Genomic DNA, 14,901 nt, shown 5'->3' with positions numbered 1-14,901 from the left:
TTTCAAAAGCAGTTCGCAGCACTGCTGCATTCGACACCGAAGCTATGAACGCCGGCAGCCCGGGTCAAGTTTCGTCGGCCTTGCATTGAAGCAGGGCTACCCTGCCAAATTCGCCAGAACGGCATCGAGCGCAGCGGCTTGTGGCTCCAGTGTCGCGAGCGTCGCAGTGTAGATCACCAGGGTCCGCACCTGCCGCCCCGGATAGATTTGCCCGATCAGGGCGCGATAGACGGCGAGCTGGGCTTGCGTCGCGGGCGGGATCGCCGATTCATCGGCCGGCGGGCGCGACGCCGTCTTGAAGTCGGCGATCAGTACCTCGTTCTCCGTGACGGCGAGCCGGTCGATCTGGCCCGAGACGGCGCGCACTGCACCATTCGCAAGCGTGATCTCGCCGGCAATCGGAACCTCAGCCAGAGATCCGGATGAAAACAGGGCGGAAAGCGCAGGGGCGCGAAGCAAAGCCAGGGTCTGGCCGATGACCTCCTGGCGTCGTGCGCCAGGCAAACCGGCTCCGCGCAGGGCGGCGAGTGCCTGTGCCGTCGCGTTGCGGGCCGGCGCGTCGACATCCGGCAGGATCTGCAGGAGCAGATGCGCCAGCCGGCCGGCTTGCGCTGCCTCGGCAAGGAATGGGCCGTCGCCCGGCCGCTCGGCCGCATCGGCGGCGCTGATCGCATTCGACGGCTTGAGCGGTGGCAACGGTTCCTGTTCGGCGGGCGCGGAGGCGCGGAGCCAGCCGGGTTCGGCGAGCACCGGCTTGGACTGCGCCTCCTCCACAGGACCGGTGGGCTTTGGTGCCGAGACCATGAAGCGCCGGATCGTGCCGACACCGTCCGGTGCGGCGACCTCCTGCAGGCCCGATGTCGCGAGCGAAAGTCCGCTTTCGATCATCGCATACCAGCTTCCGGGCGGCGCCTCGCCTTTGGCTTGCGCTCCGCAGACGATCAGCCGGTCCTCGGCCCGGGTCATCGCGACATAGAGGAGGCGATGATGCTCCTCGGCAAGCTGGTCGACGACCTGCGCCTTCGCCCTGCGGGTCGCCTCCGCATCGTCTGCCCTGGCCGGGGGCCAGATCGGCACGAGTTTGCCCCTGGGAGGTTCCACCGCGAGAATCTTCGGCAAGCGGTTGGCGCCCGGCTCGGGGGCGAGATCGGCGAGGATCACGATCTTCGCCTCCAATCCCTTCGAGCCGTGCACCGTCATGACGCGCACTTCGCCTGCGCTGCTGGAGAGGTCGCGCTTAACCTCGGTTCCGGCCTGGGTAATGTGGTGCAGGAAGCCGGCAAGCGATGGGCCGTGCCGTCGCTCATAGTCCAGCGCCGCGTTGAGAAAGGCGTCGAGCGCGTCGCCGGCCTCGGCCCCAAGCCGAGCCAGAGCGAGATTGCGCCCGCCTTCCGGCCCGAGCAGCTGCGCAAAGAAGCGAAATGGCCCGATGCGCCGTGCGTCGTCACCGAGTTGGGAGAGGCGTGCTTCGGTGGCGGCAAAGCGCGGCTCGCTTTCGCCGATGCCGTGCAGGGCGACGCGCAGCGAGCCCTTTCGCTCCGGCGCGAAGCGCATCAGATCGTCGTCGTCGAGGCCAAGCAGCGGCGTCTTCAGCGCGATGGCCAGCGACAGGTCGTCATCGGGCAGGAGCAGCGCCCGGCCGAGTGCCACGAGGTCTTCGACAGCGGGATGTGTCGCGAGGCTCAAGCGATCGCGACCGGTCACCGGCACGCCCGCATCCTTCAGGGCTTTGACGATCGCCTCGAACAGCGGCCCGCGCTGGCGCAGCAGGATCATGACGTCGCCGGGCTTGAAGCCGTGTCCGAGATCATCCTGCCCGCTGCGCGTCCAGCGTGCCAGCACGCCGGCGATGCGCGTTGCGAGCTTCACGGTCCCGCTACGCTGCTCGGGCGCGTCGACCGGAGTCGTCCAGGCATCCGGCGGCTCGCTCTGGTCGTCGGCCGATAGCGGCCAGAGATCGACTGCGCCGGGGTCGCCCTGGCGCACCGTGTCATGCACCTCCGGCCGGGCGCTGCCGTCGAAGACCAGCCCGCGGGCGTGCTCCGCCACCGCGAAGACGATGTCCACCGCCCGCATGATGTCGGGCGCCGAGCGGAAGGAGGTGTTGAGGCTCACCGCCTCGAATGCGAGCTGCGCCTGCCGGATATTCAGCCCGAGCCGGGTCCGCTGCTCGCCGAAGGCGCTCGGCGCGGCACCCTGGAAGCCGTAGATCGACTGCTTCTCATCGCCGACGACGAAGATCGTCCGGGGCTTTGGGCTCTCTGCGCGCGTGTCCCGTCCGCCCGTGAACTCGTCGGCGAGCGCGCCCAGGATCGCCCATTGCGCCTCGCTGGTGTCCTGCGCCTCGTCGAGCAGGATGTGATCGATGCCGGCATCGAGCTTGTAGAGCACCCAGGCGGCCTCGACCCGCGAGAGGAGGGAGCGCGTCTTGGCGATCAGGTCGTCATAGTCCAGCAGCGAGCGCTCGCTCTTCAACCGCTGATAAGAGGCGAGCATCCGTGTCACCAGCAGCGCGAGCGCGTGGCTGCGGTCGCGGATGGCAATGGCGTTGAGCTGGTCGACTGCGCCGAGCAGGAGATCGGCAAGAGTGTCGAGCACGGCCATCAGCGCCGACTCGAGTTCGGATTTGCCCTTGCCCCTGATATGCGCGTTGACCGTGCCTTCGGCCGTGATGAAGCCGGAGCGGCAGGTTGCGATCGGGTCGCCCTCGAACTGCTGCGCCGTCAGGCTCCGCAGCGCAGCCGCAAATTTCTGCCGGGTCGCGCTACCGGCATCCAGCGCCGAGACGAGAGCGGCAAGTCCTGGAACGGAGGCAAGATCGCGCCGGAAATCGGCCAGCACCTCGTCATTCGTCAGGTCCGGTGCAATTCCCAGGAAACCCGAAATGCCCGCGCGCATCTCCTGCGCCGAGCGCGCGCGGCCGTCTGCGTCGCTGAACAGGGTGCGCTGGCGCAAGGCCTCCTGCATCATCGCGTCAAAGGTGTCCTGCGCCGCCTGCCTGGCCAGCAGGTCGAGCGCCTGCGCCTCCGCGCCGGCAGGATCGGCGGCAATGGCCGCGAGCAATTCGCGCCTTGCGTCGTGCAGCAGCTCAGCCTGCGCGAGATCATCGGCAACCTCGAAGCGCGGCGGTACGTTCGCCTCGAAGGGCGCAGATTGCAGAACGCGCGTGCAGAAGGCGTGGATGGTCTCGATTCTGAGCCCACCCGGCGTCTCCAGCGCCTCCGCGAACAGCCGGCGAGCGCTTGCCTGCTGCCGCGCCGTCGCGCGCTCGCCGGTCAGGCCTTGGAGCGCCGCGGAAAGGGCCTCATCCGGCATGGTCGCCCAGGCGCCGAGCGCCTTGAACACGCGGTTCGCCATATTGGCGGCCGCCGCCTTGGTGTAGGTGATGCAGAGCATCCGGGCCGGCGCGACGCCATCGAGCAGCAGTCGCAGCACGCGGTTGACCAGCACATGCGTCTTGCCTGAACCGGCATTGGCCGAAACCCAGGCGCTGAGATCGGGCCGGGCGGCAAGCGCCTGGCGTTGGTTGGTCTGCGGGGGAACGATCCAGCCGGGCTTCATGTTTCGCCTCCGGGCTCGTCGCCACCCGGTGCCGCGGACCACTCCTTGACCCGCGCGAGCTGGTCGTAGGGGCTGGTATATTTGATGTAGTCGGGCGCGCGCCGCGAGACATAGGCTTCGCGCCCGCTTCGAAGCGCATGGAGATGCTCGATCAGCCGTTCGAGATGGCGCGCGGCGACATCGGCCAGAGGCTCGCCATCGAACTCGAGCGGCTTGTCCTTGGCCCAGCCCTTCGGATCGTGATGGAGCTTGAGATAGAGCAGCGCGTCGACCGGTGCAGGAGCGATATCCTCGCGAAATCCGGATCGCGCCGCGAGCTCGGCTTCCAGTGTCAATTGCGGCGCAAAACCCTTCTCGACCTGCGCCTTGCTTGGTGGAGCTCCGGTCTTGAAGTCGATGATGCGCAGCGAGGGCTGCCGCGTGATCTCGATTCGGTCGGCCCGCCCGCTCAGTCTGAATTCCGCGCCGTCCGGCAGCTTGAACGTCGCCGCGGTACCGCGTTCGACTGCAACCCGTGCCAGCTCGCCGCGCCGGCGCTCCTCCCAGCCGATGAAATGACTGGCGGTCAGGAGGAAGCGCGGCCACCAAAAGGCGCGGACCTCGGGTGTATCGTCAAACGCCTGGAACAGGCGCTTGCCGATCGCGATCAGGTGATTGAGTGAGTCGGCCGGCAATTGCTCCGGATAGGTCTCCGCGAAAGTCCCGACAATATCATGCATCAGGTTGCCGCGATCGCTGGCGCCGGGGTCGCCAACGAGCTCGGGAAGGGCGTCGAGCTTCAGGATCTTGCGGGCAAAGATCTGGTAGGGGTCGCGGTAGAGCGTCTCGACCTCGGTGACGCTGAGCGCGACGGGCTGGAGCTGGCGCGCGGGCCGCGGAGCAGGGCGGCCGATTGGTTTGGCGTCGGCGGGTTTGCTCAGGAGTGAAGCAAGCCCGGTCAGGCGGGCTCCCCTGGCCGCGGCCCCGTTCCAGACATCCTGAGGGGTCACGGCCTTGAGCCTTTGCCAGAAGCGCGAGGCGATGGTCTCGGCCTCGCCGGCCTTGCGCGCGCGGGTCAGGGTCACCCGCTGCGCCATCGCGCCCTGGATGAAATCATGCGCGGTCTGGCCGATGCGCCGCTCGGGAGCGCTCAAGCCCAGTTCGGCCCGCATCGGCCGGTTCAGGAAGGAATCGGTCTTGGCCTCCGGAGGCCAGACGGACTCGACGAGGCCGCCCAGCACGACATGGTCGGCTTCCAGCAGGCGCGCTTCCAGCAAGCCCCAGATCTTGACGCGAGGATGGCCCGTCCCGCTGCGTCGGACCGATGTCTCGGCCAGCAGGCTGTCGAGGATCGCAATGACATCGCGGGGATGGCCGGCCTCGGGAGCATCGGGGAGGGCGCCGTCGATCTGGTCGAACAGCCCTGCAAGGGCCTCGCCGTCCGGCCCGACGAAGGCGAGCGTGGCGCCACTCTCCGCCCGACTGAGTGCGACCAGGGCATCGCGACTTGCCGTCACCACAGTAGCGAAGGCAGGCAGCGGGGCGGCCAGTGCTGCGAGCAGCGGCGCCATGGCGGCCTCGAGGGCGTCGAGAACCAGGCCCGCGGCGGCGAGATCCGCGCTGTTCAGGCGCCTGCGCGGCGCAGGCGCATGCCGGTCCTGCATCAGTCCCGGAACCGCCGCAAAACTGTTGCGCAGGCCCGCAAATCCCTTTGTGACAGCCTCGCCCCGCCAGGCGCCGATCTCGAGCGCCGCCGCGCCCTGCGCCACGGTCTGTCGCGACAGTCCGAGCCGGCAAAGCGGGTGGGCGAGCAAGGGAACGAGGCTCGCCGGCATCATCTGGGCTCGCGCAGCCTCCAGGAGGAGGCGCAGCAGGGCGCCGGCCGGCCAGCGCGCGAGCGGCAGGCCAGCGGAATCATCGGCTTCGATGCCCCAGCGCCGGAGTTCCACGACGACTCGTTCGGCGAGGCCGCGATCGGGAGTGATCAGTGCGGCGTGCTTGCCGTCCTGCTCCAGTGTTTCACGGAGCGCGATGGCGACTGCCAGCGCCTCCTCGCGCTCGTCGGCGGTCTCCACGATGCTGATCCCATCGAAGGCTGCTTCAGCCTCGCCCGGGGAAACGCGGGTCGCGAGATCGGCCCAGAATTCCGTGACCGATGCCGGAAGCATCGCCTCGCGCAGCAACGCCGCCCGGGCCGCGAGGCCCGGTTCCGGCCTCGCCAGCGGCTGGGCGTCGTCACGGCCGGCCTTCAATGTCTGGAGCAGCCGATACAATGCCGCCTGCGGGTGGGACGGTGCAGGCTCCTTCTCGATCGCCTCCCAGGCAAGCTGAGCCAGGTCGAGGTCGAGATCGGGCAGTACGACCGCGCCATTGGGCATCCCCGCGATCGCTGCGAGAAGCCGGGCGGTGGCCGGGATCGTGCCCGTGGAGCCCGCAGCAATGATAGGCCCGGTCACGCTGCCGGAAAGCAGGCGTTGGCGTTCGGCTTCGAGCATGCGGTTGCGAAAATCGGCAGGATCGCAGGCATCGCGGCTTTCGAGGATCTTCGGCCAAGCCTCGCCCAGGATGGCTAGGAAGCTCGCATTGAGCTGCCAAACCTTGTCGAAACGAGCGGCGTCAAGGGTCGCCAGCCGCTCGACCGGCACGCCTTCGGTCTGCATCTGGTCGAGCAGGGCGGCGAGGTCGCCAGCCAGCCCCCAGGCCTCGGCCAGCGTTGAAGGCACGAGCGAGGGCTCTGACGGGTCGAGCTTCAGGTGGCTGCGGTTCGCCGTGCGTCCCCAGCTATCGACCAACCGCGCCAGCAGCATCCGCCGCGCCAGCGGGTCGATCGGCCCGACGCGCGCGCCATCCCAGCCGCCCGCGCCGATCAGCGCCGTCTCGGCCTCGTCGACATCGCCGAGCGGCACGATGCGCGGCAGCAGCAGCGGCTTGCCGCCAAGCCTCGCGGACAGGCCGGCGACCAGGGCCCGCGCTGCACGGCGCGTCGGGAGATAGAGCGTCGCACGAGCCATCGCTGCCGGATCATCCGGCGCGTAGACCTGACCGAATCGTCCGTCCAGCACCGCCTGCGCCAACACGTCGAGAAACGCTGTGCCGGCGGGGATGGTGAACAGGTTGAGCTCAGCCATGGAAGCTCTGGGCGGCCGCGAATGCGGCTTCTGCCGGCGCGATCGCTTCCGGCGTGCCGACATGCAGCCACTGGCCCTGCAGAACATGTCCGAACAGGCGCTTTCGTGCGATGAGCCGGTCGAAGAGCAGGTTGAGCGAGAACGAGCCCTCGGGGGTGTCGGCAAAGATCTCGGGTTTCATGATGATCACCCCGGCATAGACGACGGGGGCCGTTGGCGCCTGTCCGCGCCGTGTCAGCCGGCCGTCCGCATCCTGGAAGAAGTCGCCGGCGCCGTCGAAGCCGACACTGTCCTCGCGCCGGGCCAGCAGCATCAGCATGTCCATCTCCGCCGGCGTCCAGGCCTCGGCCATGGCCGCAATGTTGGAGATGCCGGTCTCGCTCCAGAGCGAGTCGGAGTTGACGTGGAAGAAGGGTTCGCCGCCGAGCAGCGGGAGGGCCTTCTTCACGCCGCCGCCGGTTTCGAGCAGCTCGTCGCGCTCGTCCGAGATGACGATCCGGGGATGCGTGCGCCCGGCGAGGTGAGCCTCGATCTGTTCGGCGAGATGGTGGACATTGACGACCGCCTCGGTGGCGCCGGCTTCGGCGAGCCGGTCGAGCGCGTGATCGAGCATTGCCTTGCCGCCGATCCGGACCAAGGGCTTCGGCAGGCTGTCGGTGATTGGGCGCATGCGCTGGCCAATGCCTGCCGCCAGCACCATGGCCCGGCGGATCGGCCGCAAACCCGTCTCAGTCACGCGAATCTCCCGATTGTGATGAACCTGTGCGATCCATAGCGCGTCGCGGTCGCGCTTGTCGCGGACGACCTCTCAGAGGCTCTCGGCTGTCTCGAACAGCTTCGGCAGATGGGCCTGATACCAGGCCTTCAGCTCTTCGAGCGCTGGGTGCTCGAGGTTGCGGCGCAAGTACGTTTCGATTCGCGGCAGGTGCTTGAGATAGGCAGGCTTGCCGTCGCGCTTGTCGAGGCGTGCGAAGATCCCGGCAATCTTGGTGTTGCGCTGTGCGCCCAGGATCGCATAGGCGCGAGCGAAGCCGGCGAGATCGAAGCTCTCGTCCGCCGCCCGCCGCGCCGAGCCATAGGCGGCAAGCAGCTTGAGTTCCAGCGCCGCCGGCACGTCGACACGCGCGTCCTGTCCCAGCGAGACCAGATCATAGGCGGGGTGGCCGAGCACGGCGTCCTGGAAATCGATCAGACCGAGCTTGGCGTGTCCTTCACGCTTCGGCAGCCAGATCAGGTTGGGGGAGTGGAAGTCGCGGAGCGTCCAGGTCGATGGTGCGGCGAGGATTTCGTCGAACAGCTTGCTCCAGATGCGGCTGAATTCGGCATGAGTCACCGCCGGCAAGGTCACGCCGGCAATATGCGGGGCGTACCATTCGAGCACGAGTTCGGTCTCGATCGAGAGCGCACCCCGATCATAGTCCGGCACGATGTAGTCGCGTCCGTCGGCGACCGGCAGGATCGCCGGCAAGGTGTGGCGATGCATGTCGGCCAACAGGCGTGCGGCGGCCTCATAGCGTTCGGGAATCGGTCCGTTCTCGTCGAGCACGCCTTCGTCACCGAGGTCCTCGATCAGCAGGAGGCCGGTCTCGAGGTCCTGGGCAAAGATGTCGGGGGCCGAATAGGTCAGCGAGCGCAGGCCGCGATCCATGCCGACGAAGGCATCGACCGATTCCGCCAGGTGCGCGATGGCGCTGTAAGGCTTGCCGAGGCGGATCGCGGGGCCGTCCGCGCGCGGCGGCGAAATCATCAGGATGGCGGTTTGTCCATCCGGACGCGTCAGCCGCTCATAGGCGCGGGTCGAGGCGTCGCCGAGCATGAAGTCGCGCTTGGCCTCACCCCATCCGGCAGAGTCGATCAATCGCCGCGCTGCGATCGCGATGGCAAGGCGCGAGCGCCAGAGCACACCGCCCGCGAGACTGGCGATCCGCCCGGTCTCGGGCGCCTTTGGGTCGACGTCGAGCACGATGTCGAGCCGCCGACCGGCAGGCAGCCGCGTACCGGCCCGGTCCGGCCACTCGACCAGCGTGATGATGCGGTCGAGATCCTCGATCAGCCCGATATCATCGAGCTCGTCGGGGGATCGCACCCGGTAGAGATCGGCATGGATCACGCTGCCGCGCAGCGTGTCGTAGCTCTGCACCAGGGTGAAGGTCGGGCTCGGAGCCTCCAGGTCCGGGTTGTCGGCAAGCTCGCGCAGGATAGCGCGCGCCAGCAACGACTTGCCGGCGCCGAGATGGCCGGAGATCGCCACGATATCGCCGGGCTTGAGGATCGCGGCGAGATCGCGGCCGAGCCGCACCGTGGCGGCTTCACCGGCCAGCGTCAGCCGATGCCCGCCTGTCTTCACGGTATCCTCTGTCATTCAGCGGCATCCGAGAGCGGCATGCCTTCCGAGGGAAACACCGCGGTGACCCGCGTGCCCTGCCCTGGCGCAGAATCGAGCTCGACATGGCCACCATGCAGCTCGACGATCGAACGCACGATGGAGAGGCCAAGTCCGACGCCGCGATGCTTGGAGCCGAGAGAATGGCTCTCGAAGCGGTCGAACACCTTGTCCTTGACCTCGGCCGGGATGCCGCGGCCTTCGTCGGCGACGGTGATGCGGACATCGCCGCCGAGGCGTCCGGCCGTGACCCCGATGGTCTGGCCGGGAGCGGAGAAGCCGATCGCGTTCGAGATCAGGTTGAACAGCACCTGCCGCAACCTGCGGCCATCTGCCCTCAAGGGGCCGGTCTGGGGCGCGATATCGACCTTGAGGGTCAGCTTGCTGTCGATCAGGCGGTCGTGCAGGCCGGCCGTCGCCTGGGCAATGGTCTCGGCGACATCGACTTCCTGGAATTCGAGCGCCAAAGCGCCGTTGTCGATCGAGGCGAGGTCGAGAATGTCATTGATGATCGCGAGCAGTGCGCCGGACGAGCGCACGATATGGCCGGTATAGTCGCGTTGTTTCTCGTTGAGCGCACCGATCGTCTCGGCGCCGAGCAATTGCGCGAAGCCGATGATGTTGGTCAGCGGCGAGCGCAGCTCGTAGGAGACGTGGTGGACGAAATCCTCGCGCAGCCGCGACACCTTCTCCAGGGCTTCGTTCTTTTCGGTCAGGGCACGTTCGACATTCACGCTTGCGGTGACGTCGGCGAAGGTGATCAGCGTCGCTCCGTCCGGCAACGGCGCGGCGGCGCAATCGAGCACGGTGCCGTCACGACGCTCCATCCGGCAGCCATAGTCCTCACGCGCATCGCGCACGCCGGTGATGACGCTCTGCAGCTCCGTCCAGACATCGTCATGCGGATAGAGCGGCCGGCAGAGCCGGACCACCTCGTCGATATGCGGCGTGGCTCCGGCCAGGTCGCCGTGGATCTTCCAGGCCTGGGCGAAGGCGGGGTTGGAGAGCTTGAGCCGGCCGTCCGAACCGAACACCGCGACGCCCTCGCGCAGCGAGTCCAGCGTTTCCCGTTGCGTGCGTGACAGCGCATTGAATCGGGATTCGAGCGTGAAGCGTTCGGTCACGTCATCGAAGAGATAGGTGACGCCGCCTTGCGGGTTGGGGCTCGAGACGACATGGATCGTCCGCCCGTCCGGCAGATACCACCAGTCCTCGCTGGCACGCGGGCTTGTATAGGTGGCCTGCACCGCAGCCTTCCAGCTGCGGTAGTCGCCGAGTTCAGGCAGGCGGCGCTCGGCTCTCAGCCGGTCGAGGATTTCGCTATCGCTGGGCTTGCCTTCGAGGAAGGCGGAGTCGAGCGACCAGAGCGTCTCGAACCCGGAATTGCTGTAGACCAGCCGTTGTGAGGCATCGAACACGGCAACGGCCGTCTTCAGCCGGTCGAGCGTGCGCACATGCGCATCCATCTGGCGCTGCAGGTCGGCGCGAACGGCCTCAAGCTCGCTCATGTCGGTCGCGATGCCGGCAAAGCCGGCCGGCGTCGGCAATTCCAGGATGTCGAGCGTATGCCGCTGGCCGGCTACCACGGCCGGAGCGCGTGTTGCGAACGGGCGCCCTTCGCTGCGCGCCTTGGCTGCGTTCTCCCGTTCATTGCGGTCGAGCAGCTCGAGGCCGCCCTTCACCGCCTCGCTGCCGCCGGCAGCTTCGACCGCGCGGGCATAGGCGGCATTGGCCCAGCTCAGGCGACCGTCGGCATTGCGGGTCCAGACCGGTTGCGGCAGGCCAGCCAGCAAGGTGGAGAGCGCTGCATGATCGGCGGTGACATGCTCAAGTTCGCTTTGCAGCGCCATGACCCGGGCCCGCTCGCCGCTGACCTGGCGGAAACGGATCACCGCACGCCCTGCGACGGGGCGGCCTTCGACATCGATGAACGGGCCGGAGCGACTCCTGAGCGTGAAGCCGAAGGCTTCGCCGCGCTCCTTCAATGCGTCGGTGGCGAGTTCCAGGCGCTTGGCGTCGGCGGGAGGGGCCCAGCTGCCATAGGCAAGGGCCAGCGCAGCGCCGGGCGCGCCGAGAAAGCCGCTGTCGCCCTCGAAGATCGGCTCGGCGTTCTTTCCGTTCCAGCTCACGACGACCTGGGCATCGGAGGCGAGCAGCGCACCCAGGCGTTCCTGGTGGCTGCGGGCCGCTTCCAGTTCGCTCGCGAGCTCTCCTTCACGGCGCTGCCAGCGTCCCCGCTCGCGCACATAGATGATCGAGGTTGTTGCCGCGAAGACCACAAGCCCGGCCAGGACGATCGAAAGGCTGCCGGCACCAAGCGCACCTGCCGGGAGCGGAGCCATGATCTCGGTTTGTGCGAGCGCCGGAAGCGGAATGCTGCCGACGGCGAGGCCTGGGAGCAGTGCGCTGTGGCGCCCCGCATCTCCGTTCCGTCTCTTTCGCCCCGCTCGTCTCATTCTGCTTCCGTCACTTAGTCTGAACCCGACCCTGGCGTTGAACGGCCAAGGTGGAAAGCCGATCGAGGCGCCGCAGCCCGAACCGGACGCACGCACACCACCACACCAACCCGTTTGAGCTTGCTCGACCTCGCGCGAACGCAGCGGGCCCGAATCAGCTCCACTCTAATCACCGGTGGAGTCCGGCAGGAAGTGCTTAATGGCAGGTAAATGCGTGGAAAATCGCGACCGAGTGCCGCCCCAGGCCAAGAAATCAACAAATTGAGCCTGGCTGTAGGGCACTGTCTATTAGTGGTGTCTTCTTGCAATAATGAGAGGTCAGTCAGATGCAAAAAAGCCCGGCGCGAACGCCGGGCTTCTTCAACTTTACGCCTGTTGGCGTGTCAGTAGCGGTAGAGCTCGGGCTTGAACGGGCCGGTCGGGGCCAGGCCCAGATACTTCGCCTGCGCATCGTTGAGCACAGTCAGCTTGGCCCCGACCTTGGCGAGGTGGAGCGCCGCGACCTTCTCGTCGAGATGCTTCGGCAGCGTGTAGACCTTGTTCTCGTACTTGGCGTGGTGGTTCCAGAGCTCGATCTGGGCCAGCGTCTGGTTCGAGAACGAGCAGGACATCACGAAGGACGGGTGGCCGGTGGCGTTGCCGAGATTCACCAGGCGACCTTCCGAGAGCAGGATGATGCGCTTGCCGTTGGGGAACTCGACCTCGTCGACCTGCGGCTTGACGTTGTCCCACTTGAAGTTCTTCAGGCCGGCGACCTGAATCTCCGAGTCGAAATGGCCGATATTGCAGACAATGGCGCGGTGCTTCATGGCGCGCATGTGCTCGACGGTGATGACGTCGAGATTGCCGGTGGCGGTCACGAAGATGTCGGCGCGGGGCGCAGCATCTTCCATGGTCACGACCTCGTAGCCTTCCATCGCCGCCTGCAGCGCGCAGATAGGGTCGATCTCGGTGACGAGCACGCGGCAGCCGGCCTGGCGCAGCGAAGCGGCCGAGCCCTTGCCGACGTCGCCATAGCCGGCGACGACCGCGACCTTGCCCGACATCATCACGTCGGTGCYGCGGCGGATGGCGTCGACCAGCGATTCACGGCAGCCATAGAGGTTGTCGAACTTCGACTTGGTGACGGAGTCGTTGACGTTGATCGCCGGGAAGGGCATGCGGCCGGCCTTGGCCAGCTCGTAGAGGCGGTGCACGCCGGTGGTGGTCTCTTCCGAGACGCCCTTGATCGCGGCGCGGGTCTTGGTGAACCAGCCTGGATTGGCCTTGAGCTCCCGCTTGATCAGCTTGAAGAAGATCGTCTCTTCCTCGTTGCCCGGCTTGTCCAGGAATTCGGCCTTGCCGGCCTCGGCCTCGGCACCGAGGATGATCAGCATGGTCAGGTCGCCGCCATCGTCGAGGATCATGTTCGGCGTGCCGCCGTCACCCCATGTCGCGGTGCGCAGGACGTATTCCCAATACTCCTCCAGCGTCTCGCCCTTGATGGCGAAGACCGGGGTGCCGGTCGCGGCGATCGCGGCGGCGGCATGGTCCTGGGTCGAGAAGATGTTGCAGGACGACCAGCGCACGTCGGCGCCGAGTTCCTTCAGCGTCTCGATCAGCACGGCGGTCTGAATGGTCATGTGCAGGCAGCCGGCGATGCGGGCGCCCTTGAGCGGGGCCTTGCCCTTATGCTCGGCGCGGATCGCCATCAGGCCCGGCATCTCGTCCTGGGCCATGTTGATTTCCTTGCGGCCGTAATCCGCGAGGCTGATGTCCTTGACGACGTAATCGTGCTTCGACACGGGGCTGCTCCAATGGCTTGATCTTGAATGACGCGCGGCTCTCTAGCAGCGACGGCGTCAGAAGGCAATCAAAGATATAAAGATGTCTTTATATGCGCCGGGAATGAGCGCGGCGCGACATGCGCGAACCTCGCCCGTCAGATGCCCGCATCGGGCATTGTCGCGTGCTTGCCATCAGAAGTCAGCAGTCCGGGAAGGGAGGGGACGGTTTGCCACCAGCGCATCTCAGGCCGAGCGCAGCAAAATCCGACCTCAGGCGACCTGGAAGGGAGCGCGGTCGGCGCCTCAGTCTATTCGCCTTCGCCGAACTTGTCGGCGACCAGCGCTTCGAGCGCCTTCAGCGCCTCCTGGGCGTCACGGCCCTTGGCGACGACGGTGATGGTCGAGCCGATGCCGGCGCCGAGCGTCAGGATACCCATGATCGAGGTCGCGCCGACGGTCTCGCCGCAGCGGGTCACGGTAATGTCGGCGTCGAAATTCGAGGCGCACTGCACGAATTTCGCCGTGGCGCGGGCGTGCAGCCCCTTCTTGTTGACGATCGGCAGTTCGCAATAAAGCGCGCCGTTCGGGATCGCCGTTTCCGGGCAATCACAATCGTCTTCGCTGCTGCTCACCTGGCCGCTCATCCTATTTTCCCGCCAGAACCCGGCTGGCTACGGTGATGTATTTTCGGCCGGCATCCTGCGCGCTGGTTACGGCCTCGTCGAGGGTCTTCTCCTCGCGCACGCTGGCGAGCTTGATCAACATCGGCAGGTTGATCCCGGCCACGACGTCGATCCGCCCGGGTTCCATCACCGAGATGGCCAGATTCGAGGGCGTGCCACCGAACATGTCGGTGAGAACGATCACGCCCTTGCCGTTCTCGACGGCTTCGACCGCCGCGATGATGTCGCGTCGACGGGCCTCCATGTCGTCATCGGGGGCGATGGCGATGGTGGCGAGGTTTTGCTGGGGGCCGACGACATGTTCGAGCGCTGAGCGGAACTCGGTCGCCAGATGCCCATGCGTCACAAGGACGAGTCCGATCATTCACTATCGCACCGGAGAGCGCTTGCAGGCGCCCGGACAAGGTCGCGGTTTATGCGGCAGGCGCGCGGGTTAGGCAAGACAGCTGGATTGAATCTTGTCGAAAACAAGGCTCACGCATCTCCCATGAACAGGCGCAGGGCGGTGAGGACAAGCCGCTCGTCACCGGCCCGACCCTTCACGGTCAGCCGCGGCAGGTCGATACCTGCCAGGCGTTCCACCAGCGCTTCCGGCTCAGGCATGCGTTCCGGCTCCTCGCCACTGCAATCGACAATCAGCCGGATCACGACGCCGGGCAAGTAGGGCTCGGGCGTGAGGCCGAGACCGCGTCGCTCGATCAGTCCCTCCAGCGGGGAGACGGGGTAGCCGACCAACCTGCCGCCAGTCGCATTCAGTTCGGTCCGGTCGTCGGCGACCAGGCGCGCAAACAGGCCGTCCTGCCTGGCGAGCGCGATGAGGGCCAGCGCCAGAACCGATTTTCCGGCGCCGGATGGGCCGCGGATGATGATTCCGGCCTCTCCAATCGCAATCGTGCTGGCATGCACGCGTTCGCCGGTTGCGGCCGTGTTGGCATTGTCCATGGC

Annotated in this window: 9 protein-coding genes; all 9 read right to left on the bottom strand. The window is 67.0% G+C overall.

The features are described 5' to 3' along the window. Positions 1-96: 96 nt before the first annotated feature. Positions 97-3,561, bottom strand: a complete 3,465-nt coding sequence (gene addA / locus AC1DGP_RS07710) for a double-strand break repair helicase AddA (RefSeq protein WP_476775112.1) — start codon at positions 3,559-3,561, stop codon at positions 97-99. Beyond that, the gene (gene addB / locus AC1DGP_RS07705) at positions 3,558-6,668 is read right to left on the bottom strand and encodes a double-strand break repair protein AddB (protein WP_476831945.1); all 3,111 of its coding nucleotides are present in this window, start codon (positions 6,666-6,668) and stop codon (positions 3,558-3,560) included. The genes addA and addB overlap by 4 nt, the downstream gene beginning before the upstream one ends. Further along, positions 6,661-7,368, bottom strand: a complete 708-nt coding sequence (locus AC1DGP_RS07700) for a nucleotidyltransferase family protein (protein WP_441492059.1) — start codon at positions 7,366-7,368, stop codon at positions 6,661-6,663. Before AC1DGP_RS07700 ends, addB begins: the two co-directional genes overlap by 8 nt. 108 nt (positions 7,369-7,476) lie before the next feature. After that, a complete protein-coding gene (gene tsaE, locus AC1DGP_RS07695; protein ID WP_476831944.1) occupies positions 7,477-9,030 on the bottom strand; it encodes a tRNA (adenosine(37)-N6)-threonylcarbamoyltransferase complex ATPase subunit type 1 TsaE in 1,554 nt (517 codons plus the stop codon). Next, complete coding sequence (locus tag AC1DGP_RS07690) at positions 9,027-11,393, bottom strand: sensor histidine kinase (protein ID WP_476831943.1); 2,367 nt, start codon at positions 11,391-11,393, stop codon at positions 9,027-9,029. The genes tsaE and AC1DGP_RS07690 overlap by 4 nt, the downstream gene beginning before the upstream one ends. 497 nt (positions 11,394-11,890) lie before the next feature. Then, entirely contained in the window at positions 11,891-13,291 is a 1,401-nt protein-coding gene (gene ahcY / locus AC1DGP_RS07685; RefSeq protein ID WP_476831942.1) for an adenosylhomocysteinase, read from the bottom strand. Positions 13,292-13,581: 290 nt separating this feature from the next. Then, complete coding sequence (locus AC1DGP_RS07680) at positions 13,582-13,917, bottom strand: HPr family phosphocarrier protein (protein WP_069878534.1); 336 nt, start codon at positions 13,915-13,917, stop codon at positions 13,582-13,584. A 1-nt stretch (position 13,918) separates the two neighbouring features. Then, positions 13,919-14,320, bottom strand: coding sequence for a PTS sugar transporter subunit IIA (locus tag AC1DGP_RS07675; protein ID WP_043234821.1), 402 nt, complete (start codon positions 14,318-14,320; stop codon positions 13,919-13,921). A gap of 110 nt (positions 14,321-14,430) precedes the next feature. Further along, positions 14,431-14,898: a hypothetical protein gene (locus tag AC1DGP_RS07670; RefSeq protein WP_441491985.1), complete on the bottom strand. Its 468-nt coding sequence runs from the start codon at positions 14,896-14,898 to the stop codon at positions 14,431-14,433. Positions 14,899-14,901: the final 3 nt, after the last annotated feature.

It is taken from the genome of Allobosea sp. 05T433, from assembly GCF_056396065.1.
This window is presented reverse-complemented; position numbering and strand designations above follow the sequence as displayed.

Bases quoted from the DNA above. Each gene is read 5' to 3' on its own strand.
- addA (WP_476775112.1), bottom strand. From the start codon at position 3,561: ATGAAGCCCGGCTGGATCGTTCCCCCGCAGACCAACCAACGCCAGGCG.
- addB (WP_476831945.1), bottom strand. From the start codon at position 6,668: ATGGCTGAGCTCAACCTGTTCACCATCCCCGCCGGCACAGCGTTTCTC.
- AC1DGP_RS07700 (WP_441492059.1), bottom strand. From the start codon at position 7,368: ATGGTGCTGGCGGCAGGCATTGGCCAGCGCATGCGCCCAATCACCGAC.
- tsaE (WP_476831944.1), bottom strand. From the start codon at position 9,030: ATGACAGAGGATACCGTGAAGACAGGCGGGCATCGGCTGACGCTGGCC.
- AC1DGP_RS07690 (WP_476831943.1), bottom strand. From the start codon at position 11,393: ATGGCTCCGCTCCCGGCAGGTGCGCTTGGTGCCGGCAGCCTTTCGATC.
- AC1DGP_RS07680 (WP_069878534.1), bottom strand. From the start codon at position 13,917: ATGAGCGGCCAGGTGAGCAGCAGCGAAGACGATTGTGATTGCCCGGAA.
- AC1DGP_RS07675 (WP_043234821.1), bottom strand. From the start codon at position 14,320: ATGATCGGACTCGTCCTTGTGACGCATGGGCATCTGGCGACCGAGTTC.
- AC1DGP_RS07670 (WP_441491985.1), bottom strand. From the start codon at position 14,898: ATGGACAATGCCAACACGGCCGCAACCGGCGAACGCGTGCATGCCAGC.